Source organism: Streptomyces sp. McG3, from assembly GCF_018619185.1.
In the GTDB taxonomy this organism is placed as follows: domain Bacteria; phylum Actinomycetota; class Actinomycetes; order Streptomycetales; family Streptomycetaceae; genus Streptomyces.
In genome coordinates this window covers 1-14,893 of record NZ_JAAXYC010000197.1, presented here as the reverse complement: position 1 = coordinate 14,893, position 14,893 = coordinate 1, and the positions used below count along the sequence as shown (strand labels likewise).

Annotated in this window: 16 protein-coding genes, 1 tRNA gene and 1 pseudogene; 5 read left to right on the top strand and 13 right to left on the bottom strand. The window is 70.5% G+C overall.

The window, feature by feature from the left end; all coding sequences use genetic code 11:
• From HET64_RS26295 to HET64_RS26280, 4 genes and pseudogenes are all read right to left on the bottom strand, one after another.
• Positions 1-454, bottom strand: a pseudogene (locus HET64_RS26295) (MarR family transcriptional regulator); the annotation flags it as partial.
• 357 nt (positions 455-811) lie between these two features.
• Positions 812-1,393 (bottom strand): HD domain-containing protein, encoded by a 582-nt coding sequence (locus tag HET64_RS26290; RefSeq protein WP_215109623.1) that lies wholly within the window; start codon positions 1,391-1,393, stop codon positions 812-814.
• Between the two features lie 291 nt (positions 1,394-1,684).
• Positions 1,685-3,016, bottom strand: a complete 1,332-nt coding sequence (locus HET64_RS26285) for a hypothetical protein (protein WP_215109621.1) — start codon at positions 3,014-3,016, stop codon at positions 1,685-1,687.
• 35 nt (positions 3,017-3,051) lie between these two features.
• A complete protein-coding gene (locus tag HET64_RS26280) occupies positions 3,052-3,654 on the bottom strand; it encodes a DNA-processing protein DprA (protein WP_308370384.1) in 603 nt (200 codons plus the stop codon).
• 579 nt (positions 3,655-4,233) lie between these two features.
• Here HET64_RS26280 and HET64_RS39255 point away from each other — a divergent pair.
• Both HET64_RS39255 and HET64_RS26275 read left to right on the top strand, forming a co-directional pair.
• The gene (locus tag HET64_RS39255; protein WP_251145892.1) at positions 4,234-4,455 is read left to right on the top strand and encodes a hypothetical protein; all 222 of its coding nucleotides are present in this window, start codon (positions 4,234-4,236) and stop codon (positions 4,453-4,455) included.
• A 127-nt stretch (positions 4,456-4,582) separates the two neighbouring features.
• A complete protein-coding gene (locus tag HET64_RS26275) occupies positions 4,583-5,713 on the top strand; it encodes a methyltransferase domain-containing protein (protein WP_215109619.1) in 1,131 nt (376 codons plus the stop codon).
• Here HET64_RS26275 and HET64_RS26270 read toward each other — a convergent pair.
• Positions 5,710-6,351 carry a nitroreductase gene (locus tag HET64_RS26270; RefSeq protein WP_251145895.1) on the bottom strand — a complete coding sequence of 214 codons (642 nt, stop codon included), beginning with the start codon at positions 6,349-6,351 and terminating at the stop codon, positions 5,710-5,712. The genes HET64_RS26275 and HET64_RS26270 overlap by 4 nt on opposite strands.
• Before the next feature lie 199 nt (positions 6,352-6,550).
• Here HET64_RS26270 and HET64_RS26265 point away from each other — a divergent pair, with 199 nt between their 5' ends.
• Positions 6,551-7,144: a TetR/AcrR family transcriptional regulator gene (locus tag HET64_RS26265; protein ID WP_215109614.1), complete on the top strand. Its 594-nt coding sequence runs from the start codon at positions 6,551-6,553 to the stop codon at positions 7,142-7,144.
• A gap of 191 nt (positions 7,145-7,335) precedes the next feature.
• On the opposite strand, the gene HET64_RS26260 is transcribed toward HET64_RS26265, so the two are convergent.
• From HET64_RS26260 to HET64_RS26245, 4 genes are all read right to left on the bottom strand, one after another.
• A tRNA-Ser gene (locus tag HET64_RS26260) sits at positions 7,336-7,423 on the bottom strand.
• An 89-nt stretch (positions 7,424-7,512) separates the two neighbouring features.
• The gene (gene tadA / locus HET64_RS26255; protein ID WP_215109630.1) at positions 7,513-7,941 is read right to left on the bottom strand and encodes a tRNA adenosine(34) deaminase TadA; all 429 of its coding nucleotides are present in this window, start codon (positions 7,939-7,941) and stop codon (positions 7,513-7,515) included.
• Between the two features lie 179 nt (positions 7,942-8,120).
• The gene (locus HET64_RS26250) at positions 8,121-8,675 is read right to left on the bottom strand and encodes a hypothetical protein (protein WP_215109629.1); all 555 of its coding nucleotides are present in this window, start codon (positions 8,673-8,675) and stop codon (positions 8,121-8,123) included.
• Between the two features lie 218 nt (positions 8,676-8,893).
• The gene (locus HET64_RS26245; RefSeq protein ID WP_215109613.1) at positions 8,894-9,136 is read right to left on the bottom strand and encodes a hypothetical protein; all 243 of its coding nucleotides are present in this window, start codon (positions 9,134-9,136) and stop codon (positions 8,894-8,896) included.
• Between the two features lie 102 nt (positions 9,137-9,238).
• On the opposite strand from HET64_RS26245, the gene upp reads away from it, so the two are divergent.
• Positions 9,239-9,874: a uracil phosphoribosyltransferase gene (upp, locus tag HET64_RS26240; RefSeq protein ID WP_215109612.1), complete on the top strand. Its 636-nt coding sequence runs from the start codon at positions 9,239-9,241 to the stop codon at positions 9,872-9,874.
• A gap of 184 nt (positions 9,875-10,058) precedes the next feature.
• Here the strand turns inward: upp and HET64_RS26235 are convergent, their stop codons facing one another.
• The 4 genes from HET64_RS26235 to HET64_RS26220 form a co-directional block, all read right to left on the bottom strand.
• A complete protein-coding gene (locus HET64_RS26235) occupies positions 10,059-10,661 on the bottom strand; it encodes a LytR C-terminal domain-containing protein (protein WP_215109627.1) in 603 nt (200 codons plus the stop codon).
• Between the two features lie 196 nt (positions 10,662-10,857).
• Entirely contained in the window at positions 10,858-11,154 is a 297-nt protein-coding gene (locus tag HET64_RS26230; RefSeq protein ID WP_003967677.1) for a type II toxin-antitoxin system VapB family antitoxin, read from the bottom strand.
• 255 nt (positions 11,155-11,409) lie between these two features.
• Entirely contained in the window at positions 11,410-12,966 is a 1,557-nt protein-coding gene (locus HET64_RS26225) for a M28 family metallopeptidase (protein WP_308370383.1), read from the bottom strand.
• A gap of 253 nt (positions 12,967-13,219) precedes the next feature.
• Positions 13,220-13,885, bottom strand: coding sequence for an HhH-GPD-type base excision DNA repair protein (locus HET64_RS26220; RefSeq protein ID WP_215109611.1), 666 nt, complete (start codon positions 13,883-13,885; stop codon positions 13,220-13,222).
• A gap of 247 nt (positions 13,886-14,132) precedes the next feature.
• Here HET64_RS26220 and HET64_RS26215 point away from each other — a divergent pair.
• The coding region (locus tag HET64_RS26215; protein ID WP_215109610.1) for a DUF4157 domain-containing protein at positions 14,133-14,893 on the top strand (761 nt) is incomplete at its 3' end.

Sequence of the window (14,893 nt, the reverse complement as noted above, 5' to 3'; positions counted from 1 at the left end):
GGGCCGTGTCGGGGTCGGTGGCTTCGGGTACGGGGGCGGTGGCCAGGGCGGCCTGCTCGGTGGCGAGGTAGGTGTTCCACCACTCGTTGTCGCGGGCGGTGCGGGACCAGAAGGTGCGGAAGACCCAGCGGGTCTCGTCGCCCGCGCCGACCGCGCACCGGACGCGCCGTAGGTGCCCGGCGACGGACAGGCCGGTCAGGGACGTGGAGATGGCCTGCTGGCCGTAGAGCGGGAGCTGCTTGGCCAGGGTCTTCACGCTCATCGCGGCGCCCTCGGGGAGGTGGTCGACGAACCCGGCGACGTAACGCTCGCGGGCAGGCGGCAGCGCGAAGTCCTGGGGCGTACGCGGGCATTGGTCCGGCGCGGAGCGTTTGCCGTAGCCGGGCTTGGCCATCGGGTACGCGGCGGAGCGTGCGGGGGCGGGCAGGGCGAAGCTAGTGTGCTGGGTAGCCACGGGATCGTCTTTCTAGGGTTGCGATCTTGCGGTGAGACCCCGGCCTGGTGCTTCCAACACCGCGTCGGGGTCGTTTGGTTCTCGCACCGTAGGCAGTCGTGACGCTGCGCCGCAAGCTGTCACGATTAGTCATATTTGCTGGTCGCATCGGGGGTGGGTAGGTGGGGAGGTTTTCCCAAAACCCTTCTTCTACCTACCGGTTAAAGAAGGCGCTCGAACCCCGGGTCCCGCATCCCGACCCCCGAGTCCCGGCACCCGAGCTTCGGGCCCGGGCCTCATTCACGTACCCCCGGAAGAGTGACCCGACCGTCCCGAAGCCCGAAGCTCAGGGCTCGGGATCCGAGCTTCGAGGGAGGGCTACTTCTCGCCCTCGCCCAGGGCGGCGCGCAGCCAGTCGAGGCTTCCTTGCCCCAGCAGTTCGTCGGCCAGGCGGTTGGCGGTGTCGGTGACGAGGCGGGAGCGGCTGTTGTCGATCCATCGCTGGGCGTTCTCGTAGCCCTGGGCCTTGTACTCGATGCCCTGGAGCATGCACTCCAGCTTGTCTGCGTCCCGAGCGCAGACGGCCTCCGGCGACTCCTTGGCCTCGTACTCCGCGACCAGTTCGCGGACCGCCGAGGCCAGCACTTCGGGCATGCCGGCCGTCTGGTCGGCGGTGACTTCCTGCGGGTCGCCGGCGGGCGCGTACTTCTTCCCGAGGTGGTTCACGTCGCCGGTCCGGGTCTCCTGTGTGTCGTGCCAGACGGCGAGGTAGGCGGCGCGGGCGGGGTCCGCGCCCTCCAGCTTCGCGATGATCGTGGCGATCAGCGCCGTACGCCACGAGTGCTCGGCAACGCTCTCGGGATCACGTACCCCGGCCATCCACCACCCGGTGCGCCGCGTCTGCTTGAGCGTGCCCGCCTCGTACAGGAAGCGGCCCACCGCGGACAGGTCGTCAGCCACGACCCTCTCCTCTCACACCTCGGCGAGGCGGATCTGCGTGCCCTGATCGGGAGTTGTGAGGCGGCGCCTGGTGCGCCGCCGCGATCCGGTCGATCCGTGAGGTCAGGCACCGCACACGTCCGACGCGGCCCTTGGGGACACCTGTGGAGCGGTGACAACCAAGTGCACCGCCTGCCGACTGGGTGATCGACTCCCTCACGGACCTGACCGGGATCGTGACCGCATGATGAAGGGGGAACCGGCCTTCGCACCACCGCCAGGCGAGTACGTTCGGGCAGTGGCCGCCAAACGTCATGTCCCCAGCACGTCCATCAAGTGATCGTCCAGGTCGGTGACGAAGTCCTCACGTCGCCATGGCCGCAACTCCGTCCTGGCCCTCCGCAGTCGAATCGCCGGCACACGCCCGCCGGTCGCCGTAGCCGAGAGCACGCACTCGTGCAGCAGCTCAGCAGCCGACCGAGGATCCCCCATCCGAATGCGGGCAAGGGCCTGATCGGTCCTCACGATCGCGCGCTGCACCTGCTCCCGAGGAGCGACCAACGCGGCTGCCGAAACAGCGAACCGATCATGTGCGACCGAAGGATCACCGACGTACAGCTCGCACACCCCCTCGAACCCCCGCAGGTGCCCCGCCGAGAAGCTGCTGCCCGACGGATCGCCACTGGTCTGCCTCTCGATGTCGTACCAAGCCAACCCGAGCGCCGACTGTGCCTGCCGCTCCAGCCCCGCCCGCGCGGCGACCTCGGCCTGGAGCGCGTGCGCCCGTGCCCGTACCCGGACGCTGTCCCCCGTGCGCGTCGCACGCACCGCTCGGTCGACGAGCCGCTGGGCGTCAGAGAGGTCGGATGATGAGTAGAGCGTCACGAGGGCATGACTCATGTGCACCGATGCCTGTCGCCATGTTGGTCCGAACTGCTCGGCCTGCGCGGCTGCTGTGGCGTACAGAGAGCGTGAAGCCTGATCGTCCCTGTTCTCGAACGCCAGGCGGCCGGCCAGGGAACACGCCGCGACGGTGACCGCACGGACGTGACCAACCAGCGGGTCGGGAAGTGCCCCTGCCTGCAGACGGCGGCACGCGTCGATCACGGGCGTGAGCAGAAGTTGCAGACGGACCATTGGCACCGCGCCCACTTGCGCGTTGATGTCGGCCACGACCGCACCGAGCCCGGCCACGGTCTCCTCGGTCACCTGGCCGGGGTCGGCCAGTGCAGTGGAAAGACCGGCCTGCAGAGGTGTGGAGAGCAAGGCCAGCGCGCCGCCGGTATCCGTCGCCGTACGGACGAGCGCGGTGCGCAGAACAGCGACGCGGGACTCGCTCTCGCCGAGATCGAGCAGCGCCCCGAGCAGCTCGGCCAGGTCGGACCCGGGACCTACGGACATCTGTCCGGCCGGGGTGCGGGCGTAGAGGTGAGCGAGAAGGAGCTGATACCGCTCGTCGGGCAGCGTCGGCGCTGCCGACTCCCATCGGGCAACGGATCGCTGAACACTCGTCACGGCGGGCAGCCGCGGGTGATGCAGGGCCATGGCAGTCTGGGAGAGCACCCAAGCGGTACCGGCCAGGGAGAGGCCGCGGCTGTGCCGTAGACGTTTCAGCGTTGCCGCCCCCGCGGCCCGGTTGCCCATACGTCCATAGTGACGCAGCCCGCGACCGTGCGTTGCTACACCGGCACGATCAGTCGTGGCTTTCCCTGCTCTGCTGTGTAGTTGATCGTCTGCCAGGTGCCGGTCGACGGCTCCGTGGCGTGAGGGAATCCGATGGTCATCGACGTGCGGTCGACCATCCACCGGTTTCGTGCGTGGTAGGCCGGGGAACGGAGTTCGGCTGCGGTGAGTTCCACGATCTCTGTGATGCGGCCCCTCGCACGAGCGACGGCCTCACGAGCCTCGGCCGGCTGCTGGTTCAGGGTGCCCGGCGCGACGACAGTGATGGCCGCCGTGGTCCGGTCGGCTAGCCAGAGAAGGGCGAGAGAGTCGATGCCCACGGCACCGCCCAGGTAGAAGTGGGCCGCCGGAACGAAGGGTCCGAGGTGCTGCTCGAACAGGTCGGCGTACTCGGCGAGGGACTTGTGGCCCGTCTCACGAGTACCCGTGATCGTCACCGTCCTCATGATCCACTCCGTGTCATAGGTTGTCAGATCCCGAAGCCTGGAGCCAGTTGAGACCGTCGAGGCATGCACGCTACTGACCTGCAAAGACTGGTGGGGCACCTGCGCAATCGCGGATTGCGGGTTGCTGGCCTCGAACCCGAACTTCGACTGCACGCCACGAATCCTCTGCACGGCCCCCCAAGCTTCTCCTACGAGATCGGCGAGCGGGGATGAGCCAAGGCGTGCGCCGACCGTATCGTGCGCGTGCTCGCCGTTTCGGTGTCTGCCCCAGCGGGGGCGTTGTGTCCGGCGTAAGCGAGAGGCGACGGCAACGCAGCGGCGAAAGGGCGTGCCGGACTTGGCTCGGCCACACCCAGCGCTGCCCCATCTGCCGTGCCGGAGCCCCTTGTCCGACTGCTGTCCATCTTGGTCGTGCCTGGCGAGAGGTGCGGCGCGGATGAGGTGCTTCGCGGAAGGCGACGCGTATGACTTTCCGGTCGAGGACGAGTCGGGTGCCTACTGTCCGGAGCATGAGGTGACGTTGCTGTGGCGTGGTGATCCGATCACGGCCGCCGATGCGACCGGGGGTGCGGGCGCCGGGCTGGACGGGTTGTCGGCGGGGGCGGACGGTCCGTACGGCGTTGCTTGCCGCAGTGCCTTGGTGACGGACCTGGCCGGCGTGCACGCCCTCTGCCTACGGCCGGACTGCGTCTGCCCGTGCCACGCGGCGGTCACCGCTCTGCGGGAAGCCGGATGAGTATCAACCTCTCGGTTGCAGATGTCCGTACGTGTGAGGCGTGTTGGCGCGCGCCAGCCACCGCCGTGCGGCGCATAGAGGAAGGTCGGGATCTGCTGTGCCGGGCGTGCGCCGAGGGTGGTTGCCCCCGCCGGGTCGATCTCTTTCCGCCGTACGGGATCTACCGGCTGCACAACCCTGCCGATCGAACCGTTCCACAGAACAGAGGAGATGAATGATGATCGCTGACCCCGTAATGGCCGATGCCGGTAAACATGGTGGGGCGCCGTCGGACAGGCCGTGGTCGCCGCCGTCGGAGCCGAAGCCGTCTCCGGACGGCAGCGGTCCTCAGTGTGTCCCGCAGTGGTGAGCGCGGTTCCCCAGGTGTCCACCTATCCGGCGTTGGTGCAGGAGTTGGCTGATCGTGGGCTGCTCTCTGCCGGCTGGCGGCGGGTGTTCGAGGCCGTGCCGCGCAGTCGGTTTGTTCCGGCGGATGTGTGGCGGCAGTTGCCCGACCGGTGTGAGCCGGTGGTGGGGGCGGATGCGTGGCCGGCGTTGGTGAACAGCGACGAGCCGGTCGTGACCCAGCTCGACGACGGGGCTCTGGGCGGGCCCGGGGTCGCGACGTCGTCGAACTCGATGCCCTCGATGGTGGCCCGGATGCTCACGCTCCTCGAAGTCGAGCACGGGCAGCGGGTGCTGGAGATCGGGACCGGCACCGGGTATGTCTCCGCGTTGCTCTGCGAACGGCTCGGCGACGACCTGGTCCACAGCGTCGAGCTGGATCCGGTCGTGGCCCGGCAGGCGGCCGACGCGCTCGCGCAGGCCGGGTACCGGCCGCACCTGCGGGTCGGGGACGGTGAGCAACCGTGGCCCGGCCTCGGGCCCGTCGACCGGCTGATCGCCACCTGCGCGTTGCGGTACGTCCCGTACGCGCTGCTCCGGCAGGTCCGGCCCGGTGGGGTCGTCGTGGCCCCGCTGGCCCGGGGGTTCTGGTCCGGGGCGCTGGTCCAGCTCCGTGTTAAGGATGACGGCACGGCGGTGGGGCCGTTCTGCGGCGGGGCCACGTACATGCCGATGCGAGCCCATCGCGTGCCCGATCTCCACGACGTGCGGGGCAAGGGAAGAGCACGCGCGGCCGGGCTGGATCCCGCCCACCTCCTCGACCTCGGGTTCGCGCTGTATGCGGGTGCGCGGCTGCCCGGCGTGCGGCTCGTCCATCAGAACACCGCCGAGGGTGCGCGGGTATGGGTGACCCGGGAGGACGGGGGTGCCGCGACGGCTGCCTCGGGGGAGGAGGTGTGGCAGTACGGGCCCGGGTTCCTGTGGGAGGAGATCGAGCAGGTCTGGTGGGAGTACGAGTCGGTGGGGCGACCCGGTGCCGGGCAATTCGGGCTGACCGTGACCGGCCGGGGCCAGCAGGTCTGGCTGCGGGACCCGGCCGAGGCCATCCGGCCCGGAAGGGGTGGTGACCAGCGATTTCGCGACGGACCCTAGCTGTGGAAGGTGGTGGTCGCCTCCAAGGCGGCCCGGTCGGTCGCGAGCTGGTTCACCGGCGCGATCTCGTCCGCGTAGCCGAAGGAGATGCCCACGAGGAGCTTCCCTCCGTCCACGTGGAGTTCGTCGCGGACGGTGTCCGCGTAGAAGCTGAGCAGGCCCTGCGGGCAACTGGCCACGCCGTACGCGGTCATGGCCAGCAGCAGCGTCTGCAGGTAGGCGCCGACGTCGGCGGCCAGTCGCGGCCCGCCGTCGCCGGTGACGAACAGAAACGCGGCGTGGGGGGCTCCGTAGAAACCCATGCTCTCCGCGTCGTAGGCGGCGCGGGCCGGGTGGTCGTCGGGGCCGATGCCGAGCGCTCCGTACAGGCCGGCGCCGAAGGCGGCCCGCCGTTCCTGGTGGACGGGGGCGTACATGTCCTCGGAGTACGGGTAGTCGGCCGTGACGCGTCGCCCGGTGTGGGCCGCCCGTAGGGCCTCGGCCAGACGGTCTCGCCGTGCGCCGCCGACGACCTCGACCCGCCACGGCTGCGCGTTGGAGTTGGACGGTGCTGTACCGGCGAGGGAGAAGACCGCGCGCAGAACGTCCTCGGGCACCGGATCGGGTCGGAACGCGCGGGTCGCGCGGCGCCCGCGCATCAGCTGCTCGGCGTACTCCCCCGCTCGGATCCCGCCCGTCTGCGTTCCGCCGGCAGGCGTCTCGCTCGTACGTACGTGGGTGAAGACCGGTCCGCTCATGAAACTCTCCTCGGAATGACGTAAGTAAACGCAGGCGTTTACCTGGAGGAACTGTACCCAGTCGTTCCCTCTTAAGTAAACGGGTGCGTATACTTGCGTCATGACCACGGTGACGACGGCATCGAGACGGCAGGGGCGCGGAGGGCGGGAGCGCATCCTGGCCGCCGCAGCCGAACTGTTCGCGGCCCAGGGGATCAACGCGACCGGCATGGAGCAGATCGCGGAGCGGGCGCCGGTGTCCAAACGCACCCTCTACGCACACTTCCGGACCAAGGACGACCTGGTCCTCGCCCACCTGAAGGACCTCGCCTCGACGGGGCGCACTCTGGAGGGCGCGCTGGTACGCGAGGAGGACTCCGCCAAGGAGAGGATCCTCGCGCTGTTCGATCCGCTCCCCGCGGGCACTGATCCAGTGCGCGGGTGTCCGTTCATCGACGCTGCCGTGGAGTTCCCCGACCCCCGGAGCGCGGTGCACTCCTACGCCCGCGAACAGAAACTGCTGATGGTGCGACTGGTGGCCGACCTGGTAGCGGAAATGGGCTGCCGCCGGCCCACCGTCCTCGCCGAGCAGCTCGTGACCCTCGCGGACGGCGCCGCCAGCCGCGCCATGGTGCTGGGCGAGGCGGACTACGGCCGGCACGCGCGGGCGGCGGCGGAGATTCTCCTGGAGAACGCGCTGCCGACCACGGACTGACGGGCCGCCGAGGTACTCCTGTGCCCAGGCCGCTAGTGAAGGCCCCGTCGTTCGACCGAGAGGCGGCGGGCCCCACGTGACGCGACCGGGGAGTAGGACCGTTGTCCCGCCGCGTTCCTACGGCCGTGCGTCAGGGGTCGCACGCAAAAACCCCCTTGACCGCGTTTCCGCGGATCAAGGGGGTGTAAGAGCGGTAGCGGTGGGATTTGAACCCACGGTGACGGGTTACGCCACACTCGCTTTCGAGGCGAGCTCCTTCGGCCGCTCGGACACGCTACCGAGAGAGAGCTTAGACCATCGCGGGGTGTGGACAGAAATCGGTTCTCGGGAGCGGGGCCTCACCTGGTCGGGTGGCGGGGCCGTACCGGTCAGAGCGCGCGGAAGAAGGCCGTCAGTTGCTCGGCGCACTCGTCCTCCAGGACGCCGCCGATCACCTCCGGGCGGTGGTTGAGCCGGCGGTCGCGGACGACGTCCCAGAGGGAGCCGGCCGCGCCCGCCTTCTCGTCGCGGGCTCCGTAGACGACCCGGGCGATACGGGACTGGACCAGGGCGCCCGCGCACATCGTGCAGGGCTCCAGGGTGACCACCAGCGTGCAGCCGGTCAGGCGCCACTCGCCGTGGGTCTCGGCCGCCCGGCGCAGGGCCAGGACCTCGGCGTGCGCGGTCGGGTCGCCGGTGGCCTCGCGTTCGTTGTGGGCGGCGGCCAGCTCGGCGCCGTCGGGGCCGAGGACGACGGCGCCGACCGGCACATCGCCGGCCGACGCCGCCCGCCCGGCCTCGGCCAGGGCGCGGCGCATCGGTGCCTGCCAGGGGTCGCGTACGGGGTCGGGCTCGGGTACGCGTACGGGATCCGGGGCGGGCTCGGGTGAAGGGTCCGGCGGTCGTGCGGTCACCTGCGGGACCTTAACGGACAGGGGGGACGGGACAGGAGGAGGGAAAGGAGAGGGTGGTGGAGGGGAGGTGTACGGGCCGCCGGCTAGCGGACCGACTCCAGGACCTCCGCCGCTCCCACGGCGTCCGCGATCTCGGAGAGTGCGTCGGTCTGCAGGGTGAGCAGCTCCTTCTCGGACATCCCGAGGTCGGCGAGGATCCCGAGCTCGCCGATCGGCCCCGCCGGCACGGCGTCCGGGTCGGGGCCGTCCTCGTCCGGGTCGACGGCCGCGGGGGCGGACCGTTCCGGTTCGCCGTCCTCGGTGCCGTCGAGGTCGACGAGCTCCTCCAGGGCGGCGATCTCGTCCTCGGCCCCTGGTTCGCGGCCGAGCACTTCGTCGGTGAGCAGGATCTCCCCGTACGAGGAGCGGGCGGCGGCGGACGCGTCCGAGACGTAGATTCGGGGGTCCTCCTCACCATCCACCCGGACGACGCCGAACCAGGCGTCCTCCTGCTCGATGTAGACCAGGACCGTGTCCTCGTCCACCGAGGCCTCCCGGGCCAGATCTGTCAGATCGGACAGGGTCTCCACATCGTCGAGCTCTGTATCGCTCGCTTCCCACCCGTCTTCGGTGCGCGCGAGCAGTGCGGCGAAGTACACCGTGACTCTCCCACTGGTCATAGGCGAATCGGTCCGGCGGGAGGGCGAACGGTGATCCGTCCGTCCTGCGCCCCGCCCAACCGGCATCGTGGCAGAAACAAGCGCCGTGCGAGACCTCTTCGGCCGTTGCGTCGGCCATCAGTTCCAGGAGTGCCTGGTCGGCCGTCGCCCTGACGAGGGGTTCGGCGGGGGGAGTGCGCCGGTGGTACGAGGAGGATTCACCAACGGAACGTGCGCATCCGCATCTGTTGGCGCATACGGGCCGCACGGGCCCGGCGCGGCTGCACGCGGTCGCGCAGCTGCTTGGCCTCGTGGAGTTCACGGAGGAACTGGGCGCGTCGACGACGGCGGGCGGCGTCACTCTCCTGCGCGTCCTCGACGTCACTCGCCGCGCCCTCGGCGTCGCGCCCGTCGCGCTGCCCGCGCGAGGCCGGCTCGCGCCGCAGTTCCCCGTCAGCCATCGACACACCACCCCAGTGCTGGGTCCGTATGCCCCCACCTTCCCCCCGAACAGGTGGTTGATGCCAGCGCAGAGTGCCGGGCGGCGCGGTTACTGTTGACACATGCGGATCCACGTCGTCGACCACCCGCTGGTGGCGCACAAACTCACCACGCTGCGCGACAAGCGCACCGACTCCCCGACCTTCCGGCGGCTCGCCGACGAGCTGGTCACCCTTCTCGCCTACGAGGCCACCAGGGATGTGCGTACCGAGCTGGTCGACATCGAGACCCCGGTGACGCCCACGACCGGGGTGAAGCTCTCGCACCCCCGGCCCCTGGTCGTCCCGATCCTGCGGGCCGGTCTGGGCATGCTGGACGGCATGGTGCGGCTGCTGCCGACCGCCGAAGTGGGCTTCCTCGGCATGATCCGCAACGAGGAGACGCTCCAGGCGGAGACGTACGCGACCCGGATGCCCGAGGACCTCTCCGGCCGCCAGGTCTACGTCCTGGACCCGATGCTGGCCACCGGCGGCACCCTGGTCGCGGCCATCCGCGAGCTGATCAAGCGCGGGGCCGACGATGTCACCGCCGTCGTCCTCCTCGCTGCGCCCGAGGGCGTCGAGGTGATGGAGCGCGAGCTGGCCGGGACGCCGGTCACCGTCGTCACCGCCTCCGTCGACGAGCGGCTCAACGAGAACGGCTACATCGTGCCGGGCCTCGGGGACGCGGGCGACCGGATGTACGGCACGGCCGAATAGACGCCCGGGCGCCGAGCGGACCCGGGCGCCGAGCAGGTTCGGACGGCCGAGTAGCTCCGGACGTCAAGGGCCCGGGCAGGGCCGTTCCACGATGACGCGCCCCGTTCCGGCGTCGTACGTATCCGTACGGTGCCGGGGCGGGGCGCGCCATCGTGTGCGGGTCCAGCAGGAGCGTGTGCGGGGTTCAGCAGGAGGATGACGGGGCCGGGGCCGGCTTCGTCAGGGCCGCCATCGCGGCGGTGGCCTCCTGCGGGGTGCTGAACGCCTTGAACTTCGTCCCGAGGATCAGGTCGACCTCACCCGTCCTGCGGGTGTCGGTCTTCTGCACCGTGCCCGCCAGCTGGAAGCCGAGCACCGTGAAGCTGGCGTTCGTCGCGGTCGGTGCGCCGAGCAGCACGCCCGTGCCGGGCACCTTCTTGTCGTACGCCTTCGTCGCGTTGCCCACCTCACCGATGGTGAAACCGCGTTTCTTGAGCTCCTCGGCGGCGGACTTGGCCAGCCCGCTGCGCGTCGTCGCGTTGTAGACGTTGACCTTGATGGCGGCCGGTTTCGGCAGGCCCTTGGCAGGGGCCGCCGACGGCTTGGGGGTGGGGCAGTCCCGCTGGTGATCGGCCGCGCTGGCGCTCTTGTCGCCGCCGGTGAAGACGTCGATGAGCTGCAGCGTGCCCCAGCCGGCCAGGCTGAGGGCGACGACGGCTCCGATGCCCGCGAGGACCAGGCTGCGGCGGTGCCGGGGGCGGCGCATACGGGGATAGGCGTCGCCCGTGATGCGGTACTTTCCGCCCATGCCGGGGGGAGTGAGCATGCTCATGGAGGCAGCGTAGTGCGACCCCGTGTCCATGCGTACAAGATGATCAACGTATGACACCCGGATGAGCGTGAAAACACCCGAAAGGCCCGAATTGGGTGTCGGTGAGGTGTGGAACCCGAGTGGGGTGTGCGGGCGCCCTCGCGGAGGTGCGCGCAGGCAGCCGGGGGCCGCGTCAGCCCAGGTCGAGGACGCGGGCGTGCAGCACCTGGCGCTGCTGGAGCGCGGCCCGGACCGCCCGGTGCAGGCCGTCCTCCAGATAGAGGTCGCCCTGCCACTTCACGACGTGGGCGAACAGGTCGCCGTAGAAAGTGGAGTCCTCGGCGAGGAGGGTCTCCAGGTCCAGCTGGCCCTTGGTGGTCACGAGCTGGTCCAGGCGAACCGGACGCGGCGCGACATCCGCCCACTGTCGGGTGCTTTCCCGGCCGTGGTCGGGGTATGGCTTCCCATTTCCGATGCGCTTGAAGATCACACGGAAAGCCTACCGGGCAAGGGCCACCGGGCGCAGCCAGGCAAGCTCACCGCGATGACGGTGCAAAAGTCGTAGAGCGCCGCATAGGGCTGGATATCTGGGCAGGGGGCGCGGGAGTCGCGGGAGCTCGCGAGGGGGCGCTGTCGTGGGCCCGGTGCGGAATCCGTGGGGATTCCGCACCGGGCCGACTGCCGGTCCACCGCGCGGGCTCGTGTTCCGCCGCTTACGGGACGGACCCGTTTCGGGCTGCCGCTGCTACTCCGCGACCCGGCCGTGACCCTCGCGCAGGCCCCCGCCGCTGCCACCGCTGCCGGGCGTACCCGTGCCGGTGCCGGGGGTGACCGGGCGGGTCAGGGAGCGCAGGTCGTGGGCGTACGTCCCGACCGCGTTGGCGATCACGTCGATGTTGGTGTCGAAGTGGCCCATGTCGATGTTGTCCAGGTCGTCGCAGGCCGCGTGGTAGCAGGGGTCGTACGCGATCCCCGCCTCGCCGCCGAACACCTCGGCCTGGGCCGCCGTCTTGATGCCCTCCGCCCCGGTGTCCGTACCGCCGGACGGGATGCCGACCTCGATGAACGGTCCGTAGTCCGAGCGGCCGGTGAAGTCCGTGCCGTCGTGCGGCTTCCCCTTGCCGTCGAGGAACTTGTTGATGTCACGCTCCAGTTGGGCCGAGCCCTCCGGGCCGGGGCCCTCGCCGACCTCGTCGGAGTTGTCGCCGTCGAAGACGAACTGGACGCCGTTCGGCGAGGCGATCATGTCGAAGTTCAGATAGAGCGCGATCTGCTCGCGCTGCTTCTCGGAGAGCGCCGCGACGTACTTCTCCGAGCCGATCAGGCCGTTCTCCTCGGCCGACCACCAGGCGAACCGCACCTTGTTGGCGGGCTTGCTCTTCGACTTCGCCAGGTCCAGGGCGACTTCGAGCAGGCCGGCGGAGCCGGAGCCGTTGTCGTTGATACCGGGGCCCTCGGTCACCGAGTCGAGGTGGGCGCCGAGCATCACCGTCCGTGCCGTGCTGCCGCCGGGCGTCTCGGCGATGACGTTGCGGGTGGGCCGGTCCTCCTGGAGCTCGCGGATCTCGAAGGAGACCGTGACCTCGCCGCCCGCGACGTCGGCGGCCAGCTTCTCGCCCTCCGCCTGGGTGAGGCCCCCGGTCGGGATCCTGCCCGCCGCTACCTCGCCGAGCGTGCCGGACAGGGCGCCCTCGACGTTGTTGTAGATGACCGCCCCGGCCGCGCCCGCGTCGGCGGCGGCCGCCTGCTTCTCGGCGAAGGAGCAGCCGCCGCGCTTGATCAGCGCGATCTTGCCGGTGAAGGTCGTGGACGCGTAGTCGGTGGCCTCGCAGCCCGTCGTCCCGTCGACGGGCACCGCGACGAGCGCCGCCGTCAGGCCGCCCACCTCGGTCGACGGGGTGTACGTCATGGCCTTGATCGTGACGTCGCGGGGCGTCGGCGTCACCACGGCGAGCTTCTCGGCCAGCGTCTCCGTGTAGGTGAAGCGGAAGTTCTCGTACGAGACCTTGTACCCGGCCCGCTGGAGCTGGCGGTAGACGTACGCCGCCGAGGCGTCGTGGCCCAGTGAGCCGGCGGCGCGGTGGCCGTCGGTCGAGTCGGCTATCGCCTGGAACTGCTGGAGGTGGCGGTAGGCGTCGCGGGCGGACGCCTTCCTCACCAACTCCTTCGACAGCTTGGCCGCTTCCTTACCGGGGTCGTGCGGCGCGGGGCGTCCGGGGTGCGGGGACGCGGCCAGGAGGAGCGGTGTGGCCAGGGCGGTGGCGGCCACGACAGCGATGGCTCTGCGACGTGTTGCGTGCACAGGAGTCCTTCCGGTCTGAACGGCTGGTGCTCTGAGCGGCTCAGTACTGGACCGCCGGTGCTCCGAGCGGCTCAGTACCTGAACGGCTGAACAAATGTGCTGCGAAAGCTAGCGAGTGGGGTGACGCCTGTGAACAGATGTGGCCGGATTCGATCGGTGAGAGGGAGGTGTCGGCCTGAACCGGCGCTCGACCACGTCACTTCTCGGTCGAGCACCGGACCAGGCCGATCACCCGTCCGACTCCTTGGGTGAATCACTCGTCCGACTTCTTGGGTGATGAGCTGCCCGGCTTCCTGGGCGAGGGTCCGCTCGGCTTCTTCGCCGCCGCTTTGGCCGCCGCCTTGGCCTCCTGCTTGTACGCGCGCACCTCGACGAGCGACTCCGGGCCCGTGATGTCGGCCACCGACCGGTGCGATCCGGCCTCCCCGTACGGACCCGCGGCCTCACGCCACCCCGCCGGCCGTACGCCGAACTGCTTGCCGAGCAGCGCCAGGAAGATCCGCGCCTTCTGTTCGCCGAAGCCGGGCAGCGCGTTGAGCCGTTTCAGCAGCTCGTCGCCGGTCGCCGCGTCCCGCCACACCGCGCTCGCGTCGCCGTCGTACTCCGCCACCAGGAAGCGGCCCAGCTGCTGCACCCGCTGGGCCATGGAGCCGGGGTAGCGGTGCAGAGCCGGTTTGGTGGTGAACAGCTCGGTGAAGGCGTCCGGGTCGTAGGCGGCGATCCGCCCCGCGTCCAGGTCGTCGGAGCCCATGCGCTCCGCGAGGGTGTACGGGCCCGTGAACGCCCACTCCATCGGCACCTGTTGGTCCAGCAGCATGCCGACCAGAGCGGCCAGCGGGCTGCGGCCGAGAAGCTCGTCGGCCTCCGGATTCTGGGCGATCCGCAGGGTGATGTCCTTGCCGCTGTCGCTCGTGGTCATGCTGCCGATCATCGCGAGCACGGCGGACGACGGCGACCGGTACTGCGCCGATGGCCTCTCCCCTGTCGGCCGAAGGGAGTAAGGGAGCAAGGAGGAGCGGGGCGGCTCGGTGCGCGCGCCCGTCCGTGTCGCCGGGCTGCCCGATGAGGCAGTTCCGGATGCCCCGGCCGGGCCGGGGCGCGGGCTGGACGACCCGGGGGACGCGCCGTAATCGTGGAATGCCGAGGACAGCGCGGTCAGGGGAGAGATGAGCATGGACGCGCACGACATCGAGCAGGAACACCACGAGCACGGTGAACACCACGATCACGGTGAACACCACGGACACGGTGGGCGGGAGCAGGCCCACGAGCGCGATGAGCGGCGCGGCGACACCGCCGCGGAGGCGTCCGGCGAGCAGGCCCGCCACGTCTTCCGGGCCGCCGCCACGGGCCGTGCCGATGTGGTCGGGGCGGCCGGGATGGGGCTGCTCCAGCGGACGGCCGGCAACGGGGCGATCGGGGCCATGGTCCAGCGCTCCCGGTCCGGGGCCGCCGAACCCGCCGCCGAGCAGGCCGAGCCGGCGGGGCAGCCGGGGCAGGCCGAGGAACAGCGGTCGCCGGTGCACGACGTGGTCTCCTCCGGCGGTTCGCCCCTGGACACCGACACCCGTACGGACATGGAGAGCCGGATGGGCGCCGACTTCTCCGACGTGCGCGTCCACCACGACTCCGCCGCGCACGAGTCGGCCAAGGGCGTCGGGGCGCACGCCTACACCGTGGGCAACAACGTGGTGTTCCAGCGCGACGCCTACGACCCCGGATCGCCGCAGGGCCGCACCACGCTGGCCCATGAGCTGACCCATGTGATCCAGCAGCGCAACGGCCCGGTGGAGGGAACGGAGGCCCCGGGCGGGATCCGGGTCAGCGACCCCTCGGACCGGTTCGAGCGCGAAGCCGTCGCGAACGCGGACCGGGTGCTGTCCGATCCCGCGCCGGAGGCCGCGCCTGCCCCGGCTGCCCCCGTGTC